The sequence below is a fragment of the Mesorhizobium sp. M0998 genome (assembly GCF_040318885.1).
GTDB lineage: Bacteria > Pseudomonadota > Alphaproteobacteria > Rhizobiales > Rhizobiaceae > Mesorhizobium.
Genome location: NZ_JAMYND010000004.1, coordinates 252,236 through 275,073, shown reverse-complemented (window position 1 = coordinate 275,073; position 22,838 = coordinate 252,236). Strand labels below are relative to the sequence as shown.

The 22,838-nt window shown below is 62.8% G+C and carries 26 protein-coding genes and 1 tRNA gene; 15 read left to right on the top strand and 12 right to left on the bottom strand.

Annotation, left to right across the window (positions count from 1 at the left end; genetic code table 11):
* Window positions 1-285: 285 nt before the first annotated feature.
* Both NKH59_RS06200 and cysE read right to left on the bottom strand, forming a co-directional pair.
* The gene (locus NKH59_RS06200) at window positions 286-489 is read right to left on the bottom strand and encodes a DUF3126 family protein (RefSeq protein WP_023674799.1); all 204 of its coding nucleotides are present in this window, start codon (window positions 487-489) and stop codon (window positions 286-288) included.
* A gap of 165 nt (window positions 490-654) precedes the next feature.
* Window positions 655-1,503 (bottom strand): serine O-acetyltransferase, encoded by an 849-nt coding sequence (gene cysE, locus NKH59_RS06195; protein WP_023717455.1) that lies wholly within the window; start codon window positions 1,501-1,503, stop codon window positions 655-657.
* A gap of 159 nt (window positions 1,504-1,662) precedes the next feature.
* Here cysE and NKH59_RS06190 point away from each other — a divergent pair, with 159 nt between their 5' ends.
* Window positions 1,663-2,277, top strand: coding sequence for an HD domain-containing protein (locus NKH59_RS06190; RefSeq protein WP_352501631.1), 615 nt, complete (start codon window positions 1,663-1,665; stop codon window positions 2,275-2,277).
* A gap of 42 nt (window positions 2,278-2,319) precedes the next feature.
* On the opposite strand, the gene NKH59_RS06185 is transcribed toward NKH59_RS06190, so the two are convergent.
* From NKH59_RS06185 to NKH59_RS06170, 4 genes are all read right to left on the bottom strand, one after another.
* Window positions 2,320-2,661 carry a hypothetical protein gene (locus NKH59_RS06185; RefSeq protein ID WP_352501630.1) on the bottom strand — a complete coding sequence of 114 codons (342 nt, stop codon included), beginning with the start codon at window positions 2,659-2,661 and terminating at the stop codon, window positions 2,320-2,322.
* A 166-nt stretch (window positions 2,662-2,827) separates the two neighbouring features.
* Window positions 2,828-3,595: an alpha/beta fold hydrolase gene (locus NKH59_RS06180; RefSeq protein ID WP_353021304.1), complete on the bottom strand. Its 768-nt coding sequence runs from the start codon at window positions 3,593-3,595 to the stop codon at window positions 2,828-2,830.
* A gap of 20 nt (window positions 3,596-3,615) precedes the next feature.
* Window positions 3,616-4,179 carry a DUF192 domain-containing protein gene (locus tag NKH59_RS06175; RefSeq protein WP_352458459.1) on the bottom strand — a complete coding sequence of 188 codons (564 nt, stop codon included), beginning with the start codon at window positions 4,177-4,179 and terminating at the stop codon, window positions 3,616-3,618.
* Between the two features lie 19 nt (window positions 4,180-4,198).
* Entirely contained in the window at window positions 4,199-4,795 is a 597-nt protein-coding gene (locus tag NKH59_RS06170) for a cold-shock protein (protein WP_502899021.1), read from the bottom strand.
* Window positions 4,796-5,010: 215 nt separating this feature from the next.
* On the opposite strand from NKH59_RS06170, the gene gloA reads away from it, so the two are divergent.
* Both gloA and NKH59_RS06160 read left to right on the top strand, forming a co-directional pair.
* Entirely contained in the window at window positions 5,011-5,451 is a 441-nt protein-coding gene (gene gloA / locus NKH59_RS06165; RefSeq protein ID WP_023674793.1) for a lactoylglutathione lyase, read from the top strand.
* A 78-nt stretch (window positions 5,452-5,529) separates the two neighbouring features.
* The gene (locus NKH59_RS06160) at window positions 5,530-5,823 is read left to right on the top strand and encodes a DUF2218 domain-containing protein (protein ID WP_352472739.1); all 294 of its coding nucleotides are present in this window, start codon (window positions 5,530-5,532) and stop codon (window positions 5,821-5,823) included.
* Window positions 5,824-5,831: 8 nt separating this feature from the next.
* Here the strand turns inward: NKH59_RS06160 and NKH59_RS06155 are convergent, their stop codons facing one another.
* Both NKH59_RS06155 and ilvA read right to left on the bottom strand, forming a co-directional pair.
* Window positions 5,832-6,404, bottom strand: a complete 573-nt coding sequence (locus tag NKH59_RS06155) for a DUF1697 domain-containing protein (protein ID WP_352684877.1) — start codon at window positions 6,402-6,404, stop codon at window positions 5,832-5,834.
* Window positions 6,401-7,657 carry a threonine ammonia-lyase IlvA gene (gene ilvA / locus NKH59_RS06150; protein WP_352472737.1) on the bottom strand — a complete coding sequence of 419 codons (1,257 nt, stop codon included), beginning with the start codon at window positions 7,655-7,657 and terminating at the stop codon, window positions 6,401-6,403. The genes NKH59_RS06155 and ilvA overlap by 4 nt, the downstream gene beginning before the upstream one ends.
* A gap of 126 nt (window positions 7,658-7,783) precedes the next feature.
* On the opposite strand from ilvA, the gene NKH59_RS06145 reads away from it, so the two are divergent.
* The 3 genes from NKH59_RS06145 to NKH59_RS06135 all read left to right on the top strand — a co-directional run bounded on the left by NKH59_RS06145 (window position 7,784) and on the right by NKH59_RS06135 (window position 11,652).
* Complete coding sequence (locus tag NKH59_RS06145; protein ID WP_352996234.1) at window positions 7,784-9,178, top strand: hypothetical protein; 1,395 nt, start codon at window positions 7,784-7,786, stop codon at window positions 9,176-9,178.
* 104 nt (window positions 9,179-9,282) lie between these two features.
* Window positions 9,283-10,356: an alpha/beta hydrolase gene (locus NKH59_RS06140; RefSeq protein ID WP_352451120.1), complete on the top strand. Its 1,074-nt coding sequence runs from the start codon at window positions 9,283-9,285 to the stop codon at window positions 10,354-10,356.
* A 132-nt stretch (window positions 10,357-10,488) separates the two neighbouring features.
* A complete protein-coding gene (locus NKH59_RS06135; RefSeq protein ID WP_352637012.1) occupies window positions 10,489-11,652 on the top strand; it encodes an alpha/beta hydrolase in 1,164 nt (387 codons plus the stop codon).
* Between the two features lie 140 nt (window positions 11,653-11,792).
* On the opposite strand, the gene ade is transcribed toward NKH59_RS06135, so the two are convergent.
* The 3 genes from ade to NKH59_RS06120 form a co-directional block, all read right to left on the bottom strand.
* Complete coding sequence (gene ade / locus NKH59_RS06130) at window positions 11,793-13,604, bottom strand: adenine deaminase (RefSeq protein WP_352453476.1); 1,812 nt, start codon at window positions 13,602-13,604, stop codon at window positions 11,793-11,795.
* Window positions 13,605-14,114: 510 nt separating this feature from the next.
* Entirely contained in the window at window positions 14,115-14,567 is a 453-nt protein-coding gene (locus NKH59_RS06125) for a cupin domain-containing protein (protein WP_352453477.1), read from the bottom strand.
* 578 nt (window positions 14,568-15,145) lie between these two features.
* Window positions 15,146-15,628, bottom strand: a complete 483-nt coding sequence (locus NKH59_RS06120; protein WP_352819708.1) for a class I SAM-dependent methyltransferase — start codon at window positions 15,626-15,628, stop codon at window positions 15,146-15,148.
* Between the two features lie 349 nt (window positions 15,629-15,977).
* Between NKH59_RS06120 and NKH59_RS06115 the strand changes: the two genes are divergently transcribed.
* From NKH59_RS06115 to NKH59_RS06105, 3 genes are all read left to right on the top strand, one after another.
* On the top strand, window positions 15,978-16,310 hold the full coding sequence (locus NKH59_RS06115) for a tyrosine-type recombinase/integrase (protein WP_352819706.1): 333 nt from the start codon (window positions 15,978-15,980) through the stop codon (window positions 16,308-16,310).
* Between the two features lie 57 nt (window positions 16,311-16,367).
* Window positions 16,368-16,456, top strand: a tRNA-Leu gene (locus tag NKH59_RS06110).
* Window positions 16,457-16,781: 325 nt separating this feature from the next.
* Entirely contained in the window at window positions 16,782-17,069 is a 288-nt protein-coding gene (locus NKH59_RS06105; RefSeq protein ID WP_352684891.1) for a ribbon-helix-helix domain-containing protein, read from the top strand.
* 127 nt (window positions 17,070-17,196) lie between these two features.
* Here the strand turns inward: NKH59_RS06105 and NKH59_RS06100 are convergent, their stop codons facing one another.
* Window positions 17,197-17,775: an NUDIX domain-containing protein gene (locus NKH59_RS06100; protein ID WP_352996239.1), complete on the bottom strand. Its 579-nt coding sequence runs from the start codon at window positions 17,773-17,775 to the stop codon at window positions 17,197-17,199.
* Between the two features lie 153 nt (window positions 17,776-17,928).
* Here NKH59_RS06100 and NKH59_RS06095 point away from each other — a divergent pair, with 153 nt between their 5' ends.
* The 6 genes from NKH59_RS06095 (at window position 17,929) to NKH59_RS06070 (ending at window position 22,693) form a co-directional block, all read left to right on the top strand.
* On the top strand, window positions 17,929-19,032 hold the full coding sequence (locus NKH59_RS06095; protein WP_352996241.1) for an NADH:flavin oxidoreductase/NADH oxidase: 1,104 nt from the start codon (window positions 17,929-17,931) through the stop codon (window positions 19,030-19,032).
* Window positions 19,033-19,141: 109 nt separating this feature from the next.
* Window positions 19,142-19,459 (top strand): SH3 domain-containing protein, encoded by a 318-nt coding sequence (locus NKH59_RS06090; protein WP_352996243.1) that lies wholly within the window; start codon window positions 19,142-19,144, stop codon window positions 19,457-19,459.
* Between the two features lie 62 nt (window positions 19,460-19,521).
* A complete protein-coding gene (locus tag NKH59_RS06085; RefSeq protein WP_031211240.1) occupies window positions 19,522-19,815 on the top strand; it encodes a DUF982 domain-containing protein in 294 nt (97 codons plus the stop codon).
* Between the two features lie 28 nt (window positions 19,816-19,843).
* Entirely contained in the window at window positions 19,844-20,083 is a 240-nt protein-coding gene (locus tag NKH59_RS06080; protein WP_023674770.1) for a DUF2188 domain-containing protein, read from the top strand.
* Between the two features lie 165 nt (window positions 20,084-20,248).
* On the top strand, window positions 20,249-21,334 hold the full coding sequence (locus NKH59_RS06075; protein WP_352837079.1) for an ABC transporter ATP-binding protein: 1,086 nt from the start codon (window positions 20,249-20,251) through the stop codon (window positions 21,332-21,334).
* 33 nt (window positions 21,335-21,367) lie between these two features.
* Window positions 21,368-22,693, top strand: a complete 1,326-nt coding sequence (locus NKH59_RS06070) for an ABC transporter substrate-binding protein (RefSeq protein WP_352996245.1) — start codon at window positions 21,368-21,370, stop codon at window positions 22,691-22,693.
* Window positions 22,694-22,838: the final 145 nt, after the last annotated feature.

The following is a 22,838-nucleotide window of genomic DNA, read 5'->3' as shown; positions in this document are numbered from 1 at the left end:
AGTTCCCATCAGCCATCGCATCAAGAAATGCGCCTGGAACGACGACTATCTCATCAATGCCATCACTCATATGCGATAGCCCTGCCCACGAGGGGGGAGATCGGCCGTCATCTTGGCTTTCGCCAATCTCCAATGTTGCAGGAAGAGCGCAGCGCCGAGGCTGCCAATCTCCCCCTTCGTGGGGGAGATGGCCGGCAGGCCAGAGGGGGCGCTGTCCCACCGGCGTCCTGCAAGGTTCCGTACCGCCGCAGCACTTGAGGCGTAGCGGCCAGCTAAACTCCCAGCTCAGGCCAGATCGATGTCGAGGATCGCCATCGAGAAATTATAGTCCCCATCGTCCTCGTCCTTGAAGACGATGCCGAGGAACTCGTCGCCGACATAGACCTCGGCCGAATCTTCCTTGCGCGGCCGCGCCTTCACTTCGAGTTTAGGGTTCTGGAAGGTGCGCTTGAAATAGGCGTCCAGCTTTCTGATTTCGTCCGGCTTCAACAGTCTTCTCCGATCGTCGGCTTCTTCGTTTGAGCGCGCTTCTGGCACGTCGACAATGGCCATGTAAAGGCAAGCCGGCGAGAGAACACGGGCAATCGCCTCAGGTTTGCGCTGCGGCGCCGACATCGACAGTTGGTCCGACGCGACAAGCCCCTGCCCGAGCACTCAGATGTCGAAGCTGACGACGTGGTCCATCGTCTGCGATGGCAACAGCTGGTCCATCTGCCGCGAAGGCTGGTCGCAGCCGGTCTCGCCGACGACGCGGGCCGGCACGCCGGCAACCGTCTTGTTGTGCGGTACCGGCGACAGCACCACCGAGCCGGCCGCGATCTTCGAGCAATGGCCGATCTCGATGTTGCCGAGGATCTTGGCGCCGGCGCCGATCAGCACGCCGTAGCGGATCTTGGGATGGCGGTCGCCGCCGGCTTTGCCGGTGCCGCCCAGCGTCACGCCGTGCAGGATTGACACGTCGTCCTCGATCACCGCCGTCTGGCCGACGACGAGGCCGGTGGCGTGGTCGAGGAAGATGCCCTTGCCGATGCGGGCAGCCGGATTGATGTCGGTCTGGAACACCGAGGACGACCGGCTCTGCAAATACAGCGCGAAGTCCTGACGGCCCTGGTTCCACAGCCAATGCGCCAGCCGGTGCGTCTGGATGGCGTGAAAACCCTTGAAGTAGAGCACCGGCATGATGAAGCGGTCGCATGCCGGATCACGGTCGTAATAGGCCTGGATATCGACGCGCACCGTCGTCGACCAGTCCTTGTCGTCGGCCGCCATCGCCTTGAACGTCTGGCGGATGAGGTCGGAGCCGATGTCCTGGTGGGCGAGGCGCTCGGCCAGCCGGTGAATGACCGCTTCTTCCAGGTTTTCCTGATTGAGGATGGTCGAATAGAGGAACGCCGCCAGCAGCGGATCGCGGTTGACCGCTTCCATCGCTTCGTCGCGGATCGAACGCCAGATCGGATCTACCGGCTGCACCCTGGTGGGACGGGAAATCGTAACGCTGTTCATCTGATGTCTCCGGCCATCCAATGTCTCGGCCATCCAATGTCTCGGTTGGCGGCTTGCCTATTCTCCGGCCGCACCTATAAGCCAGATCATAGCACGGGTGAACTCAATTTTCCTTAGTGCTTGGTGAAATGGATTTGGTTGGCGGAATTTCAAGCAGCCATGGAAAACGCAACCTTGATGGACGAGACCCTGAAGCGCGAGCTTTCCGCGCTCTATGAGGCCGAAGATCGCCACTACCACGACCTTGGCCACATCGAGGCGATGCTGGCGCTGGCCAATGATTACAAGGCGTTGCTGCATGATCCTGAAGCAGTCGAGGCAGCGATCTGGTTTCACGACGCGATCTACGACAGCCGCGCCAACGACAATGAGGCGAGGAGTGCCGCACTTGCCGAGGAAAAGCTCGCCGGTCGCGCCGATGCACAACGCCTCGGCCACATCGCCGCGATGATCACTGCCACCGCCGGCCACGAATTGCCGCCCCTTGGCGACCAGCATTCGGTTCGCGACGCGGCGCTGTTCCTCGACATGGACCTGGCGATCCTGGGTGCTGCGCCCGAGGCGTTCGACGCTTATGAACAGGCGGTCCGCCGCGAATATAAGTGGGTCGATGAGCCGATGTGGCGGGCCGGCCGTGCCGCAGTGCTAGAGGGCTTCCTCGCGCGTCCGCATATCTTCCACAGCGAGGAATTCCGCCGGCGCTTCGAAACCCAGGCACGGCATAACATGGCGCGGTCGCTCAGGGCGCTGGGGCACAGCCCGCGCCGATCGTAGCCCGACGCGTCGGCCACTTGCGTCCGGAAGATCTGCCCGAAATCACGTAAACGCGCCTATGGTCGATGCCATGGCCCACAGCATAAACACCCCGGCGGCAAGCGACGCGCCGTTGACCACGATGCCAGCCAGGCCGAGCAAACGATTGTCGTTTGGACGACCCAGCGCCATCAGCCCGAAGACCGCGCCGGTAAGATGCGCCAATGGCCCGACCAGGAAAAATACCGCCATGAAGAAGCCTGTCACACTGTGCTGGATAAGCACGGACGCGTCGCTCGGCATTGCCATCAACGCGGTGATCGCCATCGCGCCTGCCACCAATGCAGCCAGCGCTAGAACAACGGACCATTCGCCGAACCTGCTTTTCGCAACGACGCCCAGCAAAGCGGCGTCGCTTCTTCCCCATTGTGCCATCGTACCCCCTGCCCCTCGTTCAGCGCGTGGCGGGTTTGAACCGATCCACGCGTCACGCTTAGTTACTCCCGTATCGTTGCAAAACCGCTAAGAACCCCAGCTTTAGGCCCAATGGCCGCTTTTGGGCAGCCATCCATCAAAACCGATGCTCGGCATAAAACTCCAGCACGCGCTGCTTGAAGGTCTTGTCGCCGACCGCCAGCATATGGTCGCGGCTTTCGATGTGAAAAGCCCTGGCGTTCGGCATCAGGGCGGCGAGTTCATCCGGCGAGCCGCCGATGTCGTCCTTGGTTCCCACCGCAATCAAGGTCGGCTGGGCAATGCGGGCAATGTCGGCCTCGCTCAGCAATTCGCGCGAGGTGGCGATGCAGGCGGCGAGCGCGCGGCGATCGCTGCGGGTCTGATCGGCGAAGGCGCGGAACGAGCGGCCGCGCGGATCGCTGGTGCCTGCCGGATCGTCGGCCAGAAGGGCGTCGGCTATCGGATCCCAATCGCCGACGCCGTCGATCATGCCGATGCCGAGACCGCCGAAGACCAGCGTCGCCACCTTGTCCGGATCGGACAGCGCCAGGAAGGCCGATATGCGCGCGCCCATCGAATAACCCATGACATGAGCGCGTTCGATGCCGAGATGGTTCAAAAGCGCTGCCGCGTCCGACGCCATTTTTGCCGGCGTGTAGTCAGCTTCGTCATAGCTCTTCGACGACGAGCCATGGCCGCGATTATCGAAGGCGATCGCACGATAGCCGGCGTCGTTCAGCGTCTTGAACCAGCCGGGTGACACCCAGTTGACGTAATGGCTCGAGGCAAAGCCGTGGATCATCAGCACCGGATCGCCCTGCCCCGATGCCGGCTGGCGGTCAAGGAAAGCAAGGTCGAAACCGTCATGTGAGAAGAACTGCATCGGCTGAAGATCCTGCCCGCTCAGTCGGAATCGACACTCGGCGCATCGCCCTTGTCGGGCGGCGGCATGGCCGGCCCCGGCGCCGTGCCGATGGCCGGATGGCGCAGCAGGTCGCCGTCCTTAATGCCCTTTTTGGCGGCCGTGCCCGCCTTGAGCTCGAGCACGAAGCGCACCGGTTCGTCCGGCGAGATGATCGCCTCCGACTGCGGCTCGCCTTGCTCGATCGCCCGGATCCGGCCGTCCTGTCCGACGAAGATCAGGTCGAGCGGCATCGGCGTGTTCTTCATCCAGAAACTCACATCCTGCGGCGCGCCGAACACGAACAGCATGCCGTGATTGTCGGCCATGTGCCGGCGGAACATCAGCCCGGCTTCGCGCTCGGCGGGCGTGTCGGCGATTTCCACGGAAAAAGAACGCTCGCCGGCCTTCGTCACCGCGACCAGCGGCGCCGGGTCGACGGGAAGGATCATCGCCTTGCCGTCGGCGGAACTCGGTTGCTGAAAATAGAAGAACGCACTTGCGGCGACGATGAGGAAAATCCCGGCGCAGAGCGCGCCCGCCGTCAGCCGGTTGCTGTGAGCCATATGAAATCCTCGGCCGGAACTAGTGCGAGACCGGCAAGGTACCCATATCGGGGTGAATTTCGGCAGCCATAAGGCCTTTGTCGCCGCGTCCGAAGCGGACCAGCACCACCTGGCCCGGCCGGAGTTCGGTGATGCCGTAGCGGCGCAGCGTCTCCATGTGGACGAAAATGTCCTCGGTGCCCTCGCCCCGGGTCAGAAAGCCGAACCCCTTGGTGCGGTTGAACCATTTGACCAGCGCCCGTTCGAGGCCGCTTTCCGGCGTCACCGCGACATGGGTGCGCTGCTCCTGCAGCTCCGCCGGATGCACCGCCGTGGTGACATCCATCGAGAGCACGCGGAAGGCCTGCAGCCCGCGCTCGCCCTGCTTGACCAGGCAGACGACACGGGCGCCTTCCAGGGCGGTCTGAAAACCGTCCTTTCGAAGGCATGTCACATGGAGGAGGATGTCGCCCGAAGTACCATCATCGGGAAGGATGAAACCGTAGCCCTTGGCCACGTCGAACCATTTGATGGCGCCGGCGATTTCGACGAGATCGGCCGTATCGGCGCTCTCATCCCGCTTCAACGCATCGTTACCGGCCCCGTCCCGCCCCATGAAAGAGGCCTTTTCCCCCATAAGAACGCCCCCTTTTTTCAACAAACACCGCAACTGATTCTTGGTATCAGATTAACACCGCGGCTTCCGGTGTGTGCAAGACCTGACGTGCCTTTTTTCACGGTTCCGTACAGGAATAGCGGATTTGCCGTTTGCCGGCGCCGGCAAGCGTGGCCAATTGCCCTTTGGCCGGGCCGCCCCTATGTTGCGCCGCAACGCAACATAAGGAGGAAATCATGCGCTATCTGCACACCATGGTCCGCGTCGCCGACATCGATGCTTCGCTCGATTTCTACTGCAACAAGCTTGGCCTCAAGGAGGTGCGCCGCCATGAAAACGAGCAAGGCCGCTACACGCTGATCTTCCTCGCCGCCCCCGAAGACGAGCAGAGCGGCATCAGCGAGAAAGCGCCGCTGGTCGAGCTGACCTACAATTGGGACCCGGAAGACTACAAGGGCGGCCGCAATTTCGGCCATCTCGCCTATGAGGTCGACGATATCTACGCCACCTGTCAGCGGCTGATGGACAATGGCGTTACCATCAACCGGCCGCCGCGCGACGGCAACATGGCGTTCGTCAAATCGCCGGACGGCATCTCGATCGAGCTGTTGCAGAAAGGTCCGGCCAAGCCGAAGGCCGAGCCGTGGGCGTCGATGCCGAACACCGGCAGCTGGTAACCGATCACGCCATCTTGAACGGACGCAGGCGGGCCCTGGTTCGGTTTTCGCGTCCGCATTCCCAAGGAGAATTCATTCATGCCGGCCAGCCATGTCGACGTCGCCACCGAACATGCCAGCCGCTATCTGCAGCAGCTGTGCAAACATTGGGCGCACAAGTTTCCCGTCGAATTCGACCCGAACCACGGCACCATCGATCTGACGCTCGGCCGCACGGTTCTCGATGCCGACCCGGCTGCGCTGCACATTGCAGTGACGACCGATGAAGCCGGCTCGCTCGAGCGCCTGGAAACGGTCGTCGCCGAGCACATCAAGCGCTTCGCCTTCCGTGAAGAGCTGGCATTCGACTGGAAACGCGCTCCGACCGCGTAGACGACCTGTCAACCGCCGGCCTTCGCCATGTCCAGCAGCATCAGCACGGTGCGCCAATTGCGCGCCGTGCCCGGCACCTTCAGAACGCGCGGAATTTGATTGGCAAACACGGATTTGCCGAGCCCGTCAGGCGCATGCAGGTAGAGCACGTCGCCCTTGATCTCGAAGCGTTCTGGCCCGGTGCATTTTTCCGCCAGCCGGGCGACCTCCTCGGCGGTCGGCCGGCGCTCCAGCGCATAGGCATGCAGCTTGGTCGGCTCGCCGGCCACTTCCGGATAGGGATTGTCGGCCGCCAGCCGCTCGAGCCAGCCGATATCGCGCACCATGATGCGTGAATGGAACCCCCATTTCTTCTCGAATTCCGCTTCCAACCGCTTGGTCAGCGTCGCCGTATCGCCATCTGGCGACCGGAACACGGCGTTGCCGCTCTGCACATAGGTGGCGACATCGGAGAAGCCGAGCTGCTCCAAAAATGACCTGAGTTCCGCCATCTTGACGATGCGGTTGCCGCCGACATTGATGCCGGAAAACAGCGCGATAAAAACCTTCGCCGGAGCGTTCGGAAGATCGTTGCTGCTCATATGATGAACCCGGCGAGCGTCTCGTTGTCTGTGATGTCCTGGTAATGGACGCTCTCGGCGTCGAAATTCGCCTTGAGCAGGTCGAAATTGCGGCGGTCCTTGGTTTCGATGCCGATCAGCACCGAACCGAAATTGCGCGCCGATTTCTTCAGATATTCGAAGCGGGCGATGTCGTCGTCGGGACCCAGCAATTCGAGGAAATCGCGCAGCGCGCCGGGCCGTTGCGGAAAGCGGATGATGAAGTATTTCTTCAAGCCCTCGAAGCGCAGCGCCCGTTCCTTCACATCCGGCAGCCGCTCGAAATCGAAATTGCCGCCCGACACCACGGCGACGATGGTCTTGCCCCTGATTTCCTTCCTGGAAAAATCCTTGAGCGCATCGATCGCCAGCGCGCCGGCCGGCTCGAGCACGACGCCTTCGACATTGAGCATTTCGATCATGGTTGCGCAGAGCCGGTTTTCCGGGATCAGCCGCACGGTGTCGGCGGCAAACTCCTTCAGGTGGCGCAACGGCTCGCGGCCGATCTCGGCCACTGCTGCGCCGTCGACGAAATTGTCGACCTTGGCGAGCTTGATCCGCTTTCCGGCGGCGAGGCTCTCGCTCAAACTCGGGGCGCCGGCCGGCTCGCAAAAGACGAAGCGCGTTTCGCGGTGCTGGTCGGCGAAATAATGGGTGACGCCGGCGGCCAGGCCGCCGCCGCCGACCGGCAGCATGACGATATCAGCCATGCGCGCGCCGGGCATCTGGCCTGATATCTCATAGGCGACGGTCGCCTGCCCTTCGATGATGTCCTTGTGGTCGAACGGCGGCACCATGTGGGCGCCGGCAGTTTCGGTGAATTCAAGTGCCGCGCGGTAGCAGTCGTCGAAGAAATCGCCGACCAGCCTGATCTCGACGAACGCGCCGCCGAACAGCCGCGTCTTGTCGATCTTCTGCTGCGGCGTCGTCACCGGCATGAAGACGACGCCCTTCTTGCCGAAATGGCGGCAGACGAAGGCAAAGCCCTGCGCATGATTGCCGGCCGAGGCGCAGACAAACAGCTCGGCAGCGTTGCCGGCGGCGAGCGTCTTGCGGAAGAAGTTGAAGGCGCCCCGGATCTTGTAGGAGCGCACCGGCGTCAGGTCCTCGCGCTTCAGCAGCACCCGCGCGCCGGTCTTCTTCGACAGATAGTCGTTTTCCTGCAGCGGCGTCTCCGGAAAGATCTCGCGGATCGCGGCAGCGGCGGCAGCGACGCGAGAAGAGAAACTGGTCATGGCTGGAGCACCCCACAGGCTAGGCGAATTCGGTCCCGCTATTGCATATCCGGCCTCGCGAAGCCATTGTCCGGCCACCCGAAAGGGTGTTCCCAAAACCTCGTTGGCCGTTAGGAGCGTGTGTTCATGCCTGTCGCATCGGTGGCCCGGAAAACCGTGTCGCTGCCGAAGTTCGGCGAGCCGACGGCGATGCCGCTGGTTACGCGCGCCACCTACGAGGCCCGTATAGCGGCACTGGTCGCGCGCGGCGGGTTCGATGCCTTCGTCGTCTATGGCGACCGCGAACATGCGGCCAATGTCGCCTACCTCTGCGGCTACGATCCTCGCTTCGAGGAGACGCTGCTGGTCATCGTTCCCGGTAAGCCGCCGAAACTGCTGGTCGGCAATGAGGGCTGGGGCTATGCCGAGATCTGCGACGGGCCTTACGAGCGCGTGCTCTACCAGACGTTCTCGCTGCCGGCGCAGCCGCGCGACCGTTCGCAAGCGCTGGCCGACATCCTCGTCGGTTGCGGCCTGAAAGCCGGCCAGCGCATCGGCGCCATCGGCTGGAAGCCGTTCGGCCCCGGCGATGCGGGTTTTGGCGAAACGACGCTCGACCTGCCGTCCTTCATCGCCGACATGTTGCGCAGCCTTGCCGGCGATAGGGGCGTGATCGTCAACGCGGCGAACCTTTTGATGAATCCTGCCGACGGCCTGCGCGCCATCAACGAGGCCGACCAGCTGGCCGCGTTCGAATTCGCCGCGACCTATTCCTCGCAAGGCCTGCGCAATGTCCTGCAAGGCATCGAACCCGGCATGACCGAATTGCAGGCGGCGCGGCTGATGGGCATCAACGGCCTCCCGCAATGCTGCCACCCGATGCTGTCGGCCGGCAGGCGGGCGGCCTATGGCCTGCCAAGCCCGCGTCTTGACGTCATCAAGCGCGGCGACCCGATCACCATGGCCTATGGCATCCAGGGCTCGCTCAATGCCCGCGCCGGTTTTCTGGTCGAGGACGCGGCCGAGCTTCCGAGAGGCATCCAGGACTATGTCGAGAAGCTGGTCGCGCCCTATTTCTGCGCCGTCGTCGACTGGTACGAGACGGTCGGCATCGGCGTTCTCGGCGGCGCGTTGTGGCAAGCTGTGCATGAGCGCATCGGCGATCGGTTCTTCGGCGTAGCGCTCAACCCCGGCCATCTCATCCATATCGACGAATGGATGCATTCGCCGGTATTTTCCGGCTCCGACATCAGATTGAAATCGGGCATGGCCTTGCAGGTCGACATCATCCCGGCGACCGGCACCGATTATTTCACCACAAACATCGAGGACGGCATCGCGCTGGCCGACGAGGCGCTGCGCGAAGAGATCGCGGCGCGCCATCCCGAAGCCTGGCGCCGCATCGAGGCGCGCCGCGCCTTCATGACCGACGTGCTCGGCATAAGGCTGAAGCCGGAAGTGCTGCCCTTTTCCAACATTCCGGCGTTCCTGCCGCCGTTCTGGCTTTCGCGCAACAGTGCGATGGCAGTCGCGGGGCGCTGAGCGCATTTCGGGCGCCTGCGACTTACTTCTGCCGCACTTCGCCTGTCCGGGAGGTGCGGCGGAGGTGGATGGGCCTTTGGTCAGGCCGGAGTGGAATTGCTTAAGTGCCCTTGAAGACGATTTGCATCATTGTCCTTGCCGCGCTGCTCGCCGGCTGCGGCGGCCGCCAAACCGAGGAACTGCTCGGCAGCGCCATGATGGCGGTGCCGGTGACGGAAATCGCCGGCAATCACTCGATCTTCATCGCCACGACGCGCAAGCGCTCCGACGATCCCAACAAGGTCTTCGACGGCGAGCGTTCGGCGACGCTGAACTATGCCCGCGTCAACGTCACCGTCCCCGGCATCCACAAGACAGGCCAGATCGAGCGGCGCTCACGCGGCAAGTCGGACGATCCGGCCAAATACTTCATGGCTTCCGAGGTCGTCGGCTACGACACCCAGCCGAAATTCTCCAGCGCCCTCAGCGCCGACATCGCGGCGCGCGGCGGCCGTGTCATGGTCTTCGTCCACGGCTACAACACCGGCTTCGACGACGCCGTCTACCGCGTCACACAGATCACCCATGATTCCGGCTATCCGGGCACGCCGGTGCTGTTTTCCTGGGCGTCGGGCGCCAAGACCACCGACTACGTCTACGACAAAGAAAGCGCCAGCGTTGCCCGCGACCAGCTGGAAGTGACGCTGAGAATGCTGGCGCAGACCGGCGCGCGGCGCATCGACATCGTCGCCCATTCGCTGGGGACCTGGGTTACCATGGAGGCGTTGCGCCAGCTCGCCATCACCGGCGACCGTGATCTGGGCGGCAAGCTCGGCGACGTCGTGCTGGCCTCGCCCGACATCGACGTCGACGTGTTCAAGAGCCAGATGCGCCGCTACGGCAAGCCGGACAAGCCGTTCATCCTGCTGCTCTCCGACGACGACCGGGCGCTGCGGCTCTCCGGCCTGATCGCCGGTGCGCGGCCGCGCGTCGGCGACTACAAGAACGCCGCCGACCTCGCCAGCTATGGCGTGTCGGTCGTCGATCTCTCCAGCGTCAAGGGAACCGACCGCTTCAACCACACCAAATTCGCCGATAATCCGGAATTGGTGCAGTTGATCGGCCAGAAGCTGCGCGAGGATGACGGGTTTGCCAGCGACCGCGAGGTGACAGACCGCATCGCCTCGGTCGGACAATAGCTGCATTGCGCGGCAGCGACCGTTGACCATTGCCGCACCATCGGAACAGTTTGAACTGGACCGCGCCGGCCTCTGCCTCTATCGAATAGGCCAAGACGTCTCCGGCTCGACGTCGCCTTTGCGGGAGCCCGCGTGATCGTGCCTTCGAAGATCTTTCTCGTCGTTGCGTTCGCGCTCGCGGTTACCGGCTGCGCCGGCCAGAACACGCACGATCTGCTCAACAAGACGACGATCATCGTGCCTGCTTCGGACATTGCGGCGACGCACAAGATCTTCGTCGCCACAACCCGGCAAAAGGCAATGAAAGAGCCCCGGCAGGTGTTCGACGGCGACCGTTCGCCGACCACCAGCTTTGCCAGCGTCGAGGTGACGGTGCCCAAAATCCACCAGCTCGGCGCCATCGAGCGGGTCAAGGGCTCGGCCAACAGCAATCCGGCGAAGGATTTCACGGCGACCGGCGTCACCTTCTACGAAGGCGCGCCGCAATTCGCCAAGGCGGTCGGCGCCGACATCGCCATGCGCGGCGACCGCGCGCTGGTTTTCGTGCACGGCTTCAACAACGGCTTCGATGACGGTATCTACCGGCTGACGCAGATCGCGCACGACACGAAATACCCAGGCACGCCGGTGCTGTTTTCGTGGGCGTCGAGCGGCAAGACGACCGGCTACATCTACGACAAGGAAAGCGCCAATGCGGCGCGCGACGATCTCGAAGCGACGCTGCGCATGCTCGCCAAGAGCCGCGCCAAGAGCATCGACATCATTGCCCATTCGATGGGGACCTGGGTGACCATGGAAGCGTTGCGCCAGCTTGCCATCACCGGCGACCGCGACCTCGGCGGCAAGCTCGGCTACGTCATCCTGGCCTCACCCGATATCGACGTCGACGTGTTCAAGAAGCAGATGATCCGCTACGGCAAGCCCGACAAGCCGTTCGCCGTGCTGCTTTCGGGCGACGACCGGGCGCTCAGGCTGTCGACCCTGATCTCCGGCGACAAGCCACGCGTCGGCGACTATGGCGACGCGGCCGACCTCGCCAGCTATGGCGTCTCGGTGGTCGACCTGACCAAGACCAAGGGCGGCGACCGGCTGAACCACGCCAAATTCGCCGACAACCCGTTCCTGGTGCAGCTGCTCGGCGACCGCCTGCGCGCCCCGGCCGGCCTCGCCTCCGAAGAGACCGCGCCGGCCCAGCTCGACAATCTCGGCCAGGGCCTCGGCAAGGCCGTCGGCTCGGTCGCCGAAATCGTCATCACCACGCCGTTCAAAGTGCTGACCATCGCCACCGGCGGGTGAGCCGACCTCTGCTGCCAAACGCGCCGGTGATTGGCAGCTGTCAACAAAAACGCTCTGCAGCGATCCTTCGCGCCCCCCTCTGTCCTGCCGGACAGAGGGGGCGCTGTCCGGGCGCTGTCCCTCCAGGGTTCAATGATTCTTCAAACGAACAAATCAACCTTCTGAAAAGTTGTCACGTCGATCAGGCCGACGTCGGAAATTCTGAGCTCGGGGATGACGACCAGCGCCAGCAGCGAGTGCTGCATGTAGGCGTTGTTGAGCGAGCAGCCCATCTGCCGCATGGCGTCGCTGAGTTTGTCGGCCTTGGCGGCGACGATTTCGGCGCGCTCGTCCGACATCAGCCCGGCGATCCGCATTTCGACCAGCGCCAGCTCCTTGCCGTTGGAAAACAGCACGACGCCGCCGCCGACCTCGCCCAGCCGGTTCACGGCCAGAGCCATATCCTGCTTGTTGGTGCCGACGACGATGATGTGGTGGGCATCGTGGGCCACGCTCGACGCCATGGCGCAGTCGCCGATATAGCCGAAGCCGGAGACGAAGGCGTTGGTGACGCCGCCGGTGCCCTTGTGGCGTTCGACCAGCGCGATCTGGCAGACATCGTTGCGGCGGTCCATGGCGACCAGCCCGTCCTCGACGGCAAGATCGGCCTCCAGCGCCCGCGTCGGCGCCTGGTTTTCGATGACGCCGATGACCCGCACCCGCACCTCGTTGGCGCCCAGGGGTGCGGCGATATCGAAATCGCCGGGCTTGAGCTTCCTGCCGAGCTTGACGGTGTTCTTCGCCGTCTTCGGATAGTCGTAGGCTGGAATGTCGATTTCGAGCTTGCCGCCCTTGGCCAGCCTGACGCCGCGGCCATAGACCTCGTCGATGGTCATTTCGGCGAGGTCGGAGACGATCAGCAGATCGGCGAGCCGTCCCGGCGCGATCGAGCCGATCTCGCGCTCCAGCCGGAAATGCTGGGCGGTGTTGAGCGTCGCCATCTGGATCGCCGTCACCGGCTTCAAGCCCTGGCTGATGGCGTGGCGCACGACCCGGTCCATATGGCCTTCGTGCACCAGCGTGCCGGAATGGCTGTCGTCGGTGCACAGGATGAAGTTGCGCGGGTCGAGCCCGCTCTCCGTCACCGCCTTGATCTGCGAGGCCACGTCATACCAGGCCGAGCCCAGCCGCAGCATCGCCTTCATGCCCTGGCGGACGCGGGCGATGGCGTCCTCGGCGCGCGTGCCTTCATGATCGTCCTCGGGGCCGCCGGCGACATAGCCGTGGAACGGCAGGCCGAGATCGCGCGAGGCATAATGCCCGCCGACGGTCTTGCCGGCCCTCACCGTCGCGGCGATCTCGCCCGACATCACCGGATCGTTGGCGGCGACGCCCGGAAAATTCATCACCTCGCCGAGCCCGATGATGTTCTCCCAGCTCATCGCTTCGGCAACGTCGGCGACGGTCAGCTCGGCGCCGGCATGCTCCAGCCCCGGTGCCGAAGGCACGCAGGACGGCATCTGCACGAGTACGTTGACCGGCATGGCGACGGCCTCGTCATGCATCAGCCGCACGCCCGGCAGGCCGAGCACGTTGGCGATCTCATGCGGATCGATGAACATCGAGGTGGTGCCGTGCGGGATCACCGCGCGGCAGAATTCCGTCACCGTCACCATGCCGCTCTCGACATGCATATGCGCGTCGCAAAGCCCCGGCACCAGATAGCGGCCGCCGGCATCGACCACCTTGGTGCCCTGGCCGATGGCATGGCCGGCGTTCGGCCCGCAATAGGCAAAGCGGCCGCCGGCAATGGCGATGTCGGTGCCGGCGATGATCTCGCCCGAATGGACGTTGACCCAGCGCCCGTTGCGGATGACGAGATCGGCGGGCTTGCGGCCCATGGCGACATCGACCAGATGCGTCGCCATCTCGGCCCAGGGTTTTGGTTTCGTCGCATTGGCGGTCTTCGGCATCAACAGGCTCCTCTTTGCCCGACTGTGCCAAGCCGCGAGGATTTTGACCAGCGGGGAAGTAAGCGCGGACGGCGAAGTTGCGGATCTCCCCCCTCGAGGCCCCTCGAGGGGGAGATGTCGCCGAAGGCGACAGAGGGGTCGCCTATCCACGCGCGACGACCCCCTCTGGCCTCCCGGCCATCTCCCCTCAAGGAGGGAGATCGATGCGCCATGGCCTTCGCCAATCGCCAAGGGCATTTTTTGCCGGCCGCAGCAACTTTGTTCTTGCTTTGTGCCGGCAGCTATGCTACTAAATTTGGGTATGGTGCCAATTGGCTCCAACGACCCGCCTCCCGAGGCGGGTTTTTGTTATTGCGCCATTCATGGCAAATGGCCCAGGCGGAATACGATTCCGTTGCGGCCAATCAGCTTTCGTCTCGTTAGAGGATCCTTCTGAATCGACGGTCGCGGAGTTTGACGCACTCCATCGTTCGAGCCTTCGGCCGGTTCACTCAATTCGATCCCGAACTGTCACTTCTTGCTTGGATCGTCTGCCGGGTTGACGTAGGTGATCTTGAATGGCCCCTCGCCATGAACCTGGATGATCGTATCGCTTGTCGTCCAGGCAAAGTGATTCATTCCGGCCGGCGCGACGCCGAAGCCGCCAGCAGTCAGTTCGACACCTTTCGCCTCGTCGAGCTTATCGCCCATTCCAATATGGAAGTTGCCGGAAAGCACCGTTACGTATTCCGTGGTGGGATGATTATGTGCGGCAATTTTGTAGCCGGCGGGTGTCTTCAACCGCAGCACATAGGCGCCCTCCTTTGAGGGGTCTCCAGCGACAACAGCCATTTCCGCGCCAGCGGGAATGACAGCTGGAGCAGGACCCCATTTGATGTCTTTGGCGTTCATCGGCATCTCATCGGCAAACAGAGACGCCGTCCCAACAACCAGCAGTGCCAGGGCAGAGGCAAGCTTGAGCATGACAATCTCCCAATGTCTGTAGAGGACGGCGTCGAGTATCGGCGCGCCGATCCACTTGCCAATTGGAGTCTATCAGGGCAGAGCGCCCGAACGCATCCTGCGAACGGGGGACGCGCATTCGCGGTAGCCGCGGAAGCTGCCGCTAAAAACATTTCCAGGTGAAACGATTTTGTTTGTATCACTGTAGGTGATCGGCCTCGCTAGCTTCCAGTGCCAGATTTGTCGACGGCAGAAGACGGCTTGACGGCCCCTGCCCGGCATCTGAACAGGACTGGCCTCCGGACGTGGCGGAATTGGTAGACGCAAGGGACTTAAAATCCCGTTCTAGTCCGTTGCACCCTCGCAACTAACCCCTCAACGCTTGTAATTCCCCGGTTTGCGCCGGGGTTTTTCATTTCATTTTAATCTCTCCACTCGTGCAACGGATTTTGTGGGAAACACGCCGTTGTGGGAATCGTGTGACAAAAGGAGAACAGACGTTCATGGCCAAACCAATCCACATCAATCTGCAGGCCGGCACCGACGACGAGTTAGACAACTACGCCAAGGGTGGCTCCAGAAGAGGAAATCGAATTAAATCAGCACAATCTTAGAGGTGCGTGAGGCGGTTTCTCAAACACCAGCACATGACTGCCAAGAGGCGATGTGTGAGTGCTCTTAACCTGGAACCCCTCGTCAGAAAGCGTTTCGATGAATTCGCCATCCGTTCCAGGCGGAACGCGGGCAACGACGTTCGAGGTGCGCCTCACAATATTGGAAAGCACCCTTCGCGCCTTGCCTGGGCCGATGTTGCGCTGCATGTGCTGATAGACGGCCAGCAGCAGGACGATATCGTATTTCGGTAGAAGGATATTGCCGAGGCGCCGGCTGCCGAGGTTTAGGCGATCGAACCTGGCATGTACCGGGGAGCCACTCAACAACATCTTTGCGGTCTCGATGTGCGGCTTGGCAATGTCGATCCCGTGGATCGAACTGGGTTTCAGCTTGGAGATCTCATAGGCGACAACACCCATATTGCAGCCAACATCGAGAATGGATTTCCCAGCATAGTCGATCTCCAATGAGAATATCCCGTCCAGTCTATCCTCCCATGTTCCTGCAAAACCTCTTTTGAACCTTGACCACCACAAATCATATACTCCTAAATTAGAGATCGCCGAAATATAGCGCTCGTTACCTTCTACTATTCATAAGTCGTGGCCAAGAAAAGCCTGCCCCCCACAAAAACACAGAAAAACATCATGGACACCACGTTCAAGGGCGCTGCGAGGCGCCTTGCTGATCTCAACTTGCGGGAAACTAGGCGCTCGCATTGGAGTAGGAGAGGACGGTGTTTAGGACATCGCCTTCAAAGCTAGTCCAGCCAACCCCATTAACGCATCACGACCACGATCTCTCGGCAGTCGCCTGATGGCTCAGAACCGCAAGGGCATCCATCGTCCGATGCAGCACAGCGACCTCTGCGACATCGGCAAGTGGGAGGTCATAGAGGTGTGGCGCAGCATCCGCGAACACATCCCAGGACTGTCCGACACCGTGGTCTACACAACGCGGCATACGTGCTACTCGTGGCAGATCATCCGTGGCATCGACATCCGGCGCGTCCAAATCTGGATGGGCCACAAGTCGATCCAGACCACCCTGAACTACGCCCACCTCGCACCCAATCACTTGCTCGACAACCTGACCGCCCTCGAAGGTGGCGCGGCTCCGAGGCTCGTGGTAGTGAACGGCAAATCCTAAGCCGACCGTGTGGGAAACCATGTGGGAGACCGGTGGGATTTCCCCACAATGTGGGAAGTGGGCGTGGCGGAACTGGTATACGCAGCAGACTTAAAATCTGCCGGTGTTTCAAGCACTTACGGGTTCAAATCCCGTCGCCCACACCAAGCCTCGCAAGGGACTTAAAATCCCTCGATCTCTGATCGTACGGGTTCGATTCCCGTCGTCCGCACCAGCAACATCGGCGCCATTGCGGCCTAAGCAAGAGCGTGAACTCGCCGGATACAGGCTGCCACATGCCATTTCTCGACCAGGAGCCGGCGAGCCGATGCGGGATCTGCGATATGCGTATTCCGGCGTCCGCATGTTCGTTTGCCAGCTTCCAAAGCGCACTCAGGCAAGGGCGGCGGTATCGGTCACACGCATCATCGCCAGCAATTTCGATATGATCTTGTCACATCGGCTGCTATATGGTGGAAAAGGAGTCCGCCCATGCGAACCACCCAGCCGATAAGTATCACCCTCCCGCGCGACATGGCCGAGGCCGTCGCGCGCAAGGTCGAATCCGGCGCCTACGCCTCCGCCAGCGAAGTGCTGCGCGAGGGCGTGCGCGCGCTGCTCGACCGCGACGCCGCCGTTGAACGCTGGCTGCGCGAGGAAGTCGCCCAGAGCTACGACGAGTACAAGGCGAATCCGTCCAGCGCCATCCCTGCCGAGCAGGTCATGCTGCGTATCCGCGACCGCGCCGCCGCGCGACGCGACGATGCCACTAAGGAATGACGCGCACGGTTGTATTTTCCGCGCAAGCGGAGCGCCAGTTGGATGCGCTGTATCGCTACATAGAGGAATATTCCTCCACAGCCCGTGCGGAATCGTTCGTTGGCGGGATCGTGGCCTATTGCATGGCTCACCTCCCGATCGGGTTCAGCTTCAGGTGCTGGATCAAAATAATCGTCTTGGCGTCGATGATCCGACCATCGTTGATGCCAGCCAGTGCCTCGTCTAGCGGCATCTCCAAAACCTCGATGTCCTCGCCTTCGTCATGCGCGCCGCCGCCGTCGGAAATGCGGTCGGCGGGCGAATAGCGGGCGACGAAGAACCAGAGCCGCTCGGTCACGCTGCCGGGGCTCATATAGGGCGAAAACAGCCGCTGCACGTCCTTCAGGCGGTAGCCGAGTTCCTCCTCGGCCTCCTTGCGGATGCAGGTTTCGGGATCGTCTTCGTCGAGCAGGCCGGCGCAGGCCTCGATCAGCGGCTCCTTGTGGCCGGTGACGTAGGCCGGGTAGCGGAACTGCCGCACCAGAAGCACCGTCGAACGCTCCGGATCGAAAGGCAGGATCACCGCGCCGTCGCCGCGATCGTAGGTCTGGCGGGTGTGCGTTTCCCATTTGCCGTCGCGCCGGCGATAGTCGAAGACGGTCTTTTTCAAAACCGCCCACTCGTCGGAAAGGACTTCCTCGGAGCGGATGCGAATGCGATCTTCCATGGTGGACTCCCTGCTGCCGCGGCAAGGCGTAGCCGCGAACGGCGGTTCGTGCAATCGGGCCACCAATTGGTCCAGAGCACCGGTTCACCGTCTCGTGTCTGGCGCTGGCACAATCGGCTGCATAAATAGCGGCAACCCTTTCCGGAGTTTTTTATGACCTCATCGCTTTTCCAGCCGATCACCCTCGACGGCCTCACCTTCCCCAACCGCATCGCGGTCGCGCCGATGTGCCAGTATTCGGCTGAGGACGGCTCGGCCAGCGATTGGCACCTCTATCACTGGATGAACCTGGCGATGTCGGGCGCCGGCATGGTCACAGTCGAGATGACCGATGTCGAACGGCGCGGCCGCATCTCGCATGGCTGTCTCGGCCTTTATTCCGAGGACAACGAGGCGGCGGCGCGACGCACGCTGGATGCAGCCAAGCGTGTCGCCGCACCGGGCACGAAATTCGGCACGCAGCTTGCCCATGCCGGCCGCAAGGCGTCCAACCGGAAACCCTGGGAGGGCGGCGGCCCGCTGCATGCCGATCAGGATCCGTGGCCGATCGTGTCGGCCTCGGCGATCGCCTACGACACCGGCTGGCAGGTGCCGCGGGCGCTGGAGGATGACGAGATACTGCAAATCATCGAACGCTTCGCCGAAGCAGCCCGGCGGGCCGAGCGCGCCGGCTTCGACTTCATCGAGCTGCATGCCGCGCATGGCTATCTGATCTTCCAGTTCCTGTCGCCGCTCTCCAACCGGCGCACCGACCGCTGGGGCGGCTCGCTGGAAAACCGCATGCGTTTCGCCGTCGAGATCGCCAAGGCGGTGAAGAAGGCGGTGCCCAGGCTGATGCTGGGCGCGCGTCTGTCGATCAAGGAATGGGTCGATGGCGGCTTCGAGGTCGAGGATGCGATCGAAGTGGCAAAAGCGCTGAAGGAAGCCGGCGTCGCCTATCTCTGCTGCTCGAGCGGCGGCAATTCACCGTTGCAGAAGCTGCCCTCCGGGCCCGGCTACCAGGTGCATCTGGCCGAAGCGGTGCGCAAGGCCGTCGGCATCCCGACGCGGGCCGTCGGCCTGATCGACGATCCGAAACAGGCCGAGGCGATCGTCGCCGACGGCCGCGCCGACATGGTGGCGCTGGCGCGCGCCTTTCTTGCCGATCCGCGCTGGGGCTGGCGCGCCGCGGCCACCTTCGGTGAAAAAATCCACCCGGCGCCGCAGCTTGCCCGCTCGGTGACGACGATGCAGCACTGGATGAGGGCGGCGAACTGACGGCGGGTTCGTCTCGCTGGACGGGCCAGCACAGCTTCGCATTGATCCTCTGCCGGTGTAGAGTGGCCGGGGGCCGCGGCTGGGCGCGGCGGGTTGGGGGAGCAGAGACATGTCGTTCAGGGGGATTTCCATTTCGGCCGCCGCCGCGGTTGTGGCCGGGCTGTCGTTCGCCGCACCGACGCCGGCCGGGGCGCAATATTGCGAAGGCACAGTGCACGGCCTTTCCAGGCACTACAATCTGGCGACGGGAAGCGGCTTTCTCGCCGTTCGGGCCCGGCCGAACTCGTCGTCGCGCATGATCGGGCAATTGTTCAACGGCGACCAAACCGAGATCTTCGACCGCCGCGGAAGCTGGTACAAGGTCGATTTCGGCGGCCGCACCGGCTGGGCGAATGCACGCTGGCTGCGCAACGACTGCGGCTATTGAGCTATTTTCGCCTGAGCTAAAATAGCAGTTGCAACCAAATCGGCCGCTCCGCGTTGGCGGCGATGATGGACAGCAAGCCATTTGAAAAACCGGTCGTGGTCGAACTCGGCCATGTCGGCAAATATCGGCAGATCCGCAGCGCCCAGGAGGCGGCGGAGTGCCTGATGACGGTCTGGCCACTCAATCGCGGGCCGCGTCATCGTGATGCCCTCGACACTTGCCTAAAAGTGCTGGAAGGTTATCGTTCGACGGCGGATGCGCGCCGGGCACTGATCGAAGCCGCCAGGGAATCGGACGTGCTGGTCACAGACGACAGGCTGCCGGACGACAGACTGGCCGACGACAGGCTGCATTGAGGCAACGGGCTTTCAACCGGAGGGTTTCATGGCGAAACTGACCTACAAGATCGTCGAGCATGACGGAGGCTGGGCCTACAAGGTCGGCTCGACATTCTCCGAAACGTTCCCCACCCATCAGGACGCGTTGCGCGCCGCCGAGATCGCTTCGGCCGAACAGCAGGTCGCCGGCAACACCGACGGCATCCAGTACGAGGACGCGGACGGCAAATGGCACGACGAGCTCGCCGACGGCCGCGACCGGCCGCAGACCGAGGTTTCGGATTAGGGTGTGCCGATATCCAGGTGATGCCGGGCTGCTTTACAGGTCCGGTTTGGTAGCGCTACCGTCTCACATCGCGCGTGACCGGGGAGGAGCCTGGGCGCTGTCGCGGGCCAGGCAGGAAAGCGGTTTCCTTCGAAGTCGTTGCGGGAATCAATCGGGAGGAGATCGATGGCGTCTGTCGCGATCGGGGATGTCTACAAATCATTTGGGACCGTCGAGGTCCTGCACGGGGTCAGCGTCGATATAGACGACGGCGAGTTCGTCACGCTGGTCGGGCCTTCGGGTTGCGGAAAGTCTACCCTGCTCAGGATGATCGCCGGCCTGGAAAAGATCTCGCGCGGCCAGATCGCGATCGGCAAACGTGTCGTCAACAACGTTGCGCCAAAGGAGCGCGACGTCGCCATGGTCTTCCAGAACTATGCGCTCTACCCGCATATGACGGTCGCCGAGAACATGGCGTTCTCGCTGATGCTCAAGGGCGTTCCCAAGGCGGAGAGCGATGCCGGCGTGCGGCGCGCGGCCGAAATCCTGGGACTGGTGCCGCTGCTCGACCGCTATCCGCGCCAGCTTTCCGGCGGCCAGCGCCAGCGCGTTGCCATGGGCCGGGCGATCGTGCGCGATCCGCAGGTTTTCCTGTTCGACGAGCCGCTGTCCAATCTCGATGCCAAGCTCCGGGTGCAGATGCGCGCCGAGATCAAGGAACTGCACCAGCGCCTGAAGACGACGACGGTCTACGTCACCCACGACCAGATCGAGGCGATGACCATGGCCGACAAGATCGTCGTCATGCATGACGGCATCGTCGAGCAGATCGGGCCGCCGCTCGAGCTGTACGACCGGCCGAACAATCTGTTTGTCGCCAGCTTCATCGGCTCGCCCGCCATGAACATGCTCAGGGGCGAGATCGTAAGCGACGGCTCGCCGTCATTTCGCGGCGCCGGCGGGATTTCGGTCCCGTTGGCCTCCGCACTTTCCATCGGCAACGGTGAGCCGGTCGTGCTGGGGATACGGCCCGAGCATTTACGGCTGTCCGACAATCAGGGCATTCCGGTCACCGTCGTGGTGGTCGAGCCGACAGGGTCCGAAGTGCAGCTCATCGGCCGCACCGCCGGCGGCGATGAGATCGTCGCAAATTTCCGCGAACGCCATTCCTTCACGCCGGGCGAAACCATCCGGCTTACGGCCGAGCCTGGCCTCATCCACCTCTTTCACGGCGAAACCGGACAGCGGTTCGAAACGCCCATCGGGCAGTAGGACGGCAAGGACAATAAGCAGGAGGAAGCGAGCATGGAATTCACCAGACGTGACGTGATCCGCACCACCGCCGGCGTTGCGGCGGGAGCCTTGGGAAGCCGGCTCGTCGGCTCTCCCGCCTTTGCCCAGGAGGGGTTGAAATACAAGCCCGAGGACGGCGCCAAGCTCAGGCTGCTGCGCTGGTCGCCTTTCGTGCAGGGCGACGAGGATCAATGGCTGGCCAACACCAAGCGCTTTACCGAAGCGACCGGTGTCGAGGTCCGCGTCGACAAGGAAAGCTGGGAGGACATCCGTCCCAAGGCGGCGGTCGCCGCCAATGTCGGCTCCGGCCCGGACCTGATGTTCGTCTGGTTCGACGACCCGCACCAATATCCCGACAAGCTGCACGATGTGACGGAGCTGGGGGAATATCTCGGCTCGAAATATGGCGGCTGGCACGATGGACCGCACCAATATGCGACACGGCAAGGCAAGTTCCTCGGCCTGCCGCTGGCGACCATCGGCAATGCCATCGTCTATCGTGAAAGCTGGGTGAAAGAGGCTGGCTTCTCCGAATTTCCGAAGGACACGGCAGGCCTGCTCGAGCTTTGCAAGGCATTGCAGGCGAAGGGGCACCCGGCCGGCTTCACGCATGGCCACGGCGTCGGCGATGGCAACAACTACGCCCACTGGCTGCTGTGGAGCCATGGCGGCCAGATGGTCGACGAGAGCAGCAAGGTGACGATCAACAGCCCCGAGACGCTGAAGGCGATCGAATACGCGCAGCAACTCTACAAGACCTTCATTCCCGGTACCGAAAGCTGGCTCGACGTCAACAACAACCGCGCCTTCCTGGCCGGCGAATTGAGCGTCATCGCCAACGGCATTTCGGCCTACAACACCGCCAAGATCAACAAGGACAAGGATCCGAAACTGGCCGAGATGGCCAAGGACATCCGCACCACCAACCTGCCGATTGGCCCGGTCGGAAAATCCGTCGAGCTGTTCCAGGTGACCACGGCCGTGATCTTCGACTACACGCCCTACCCCAACGCCGCCAAGGCCTACCTGCAGTTCATGTTCGAGGATCCGCAAATGTCGCAGTGGATCACGTCGTCAGCAGGCTATTGCTGCCAGACGCTCAAAGCCTTCGACAACAACCCGGTGTGGACGGCCGATCCGAACAATGCCGCCTACTCCAAGGCCTCGGCGACGCTGCGGCCCAACGGCTATGCCGGCCCGCTTGGCTATGCCTCGGCAGCGACCATGGCCGACTATGTGCTGGTCGACATGTTCGCCAAGGCGGTGACAGGCCAGGCGACGCCGCAAGAAGCGATGGAAGAAGCCGAGAAGCGCGCAAACCGCTACTATCGCGTTTGAGCCGGGTTCAGCCGGGCAGCCATGCTGCCCGGCTTCGAATCGCGCATGGCCGCCCGGCCGTTCAATGAGACCTTAGAGGAGCCGACCCATGGCCGTGACCTCCACTGCCGCTCAGCCACGCCGGTCGGCGCTGTCGCGCATTCTG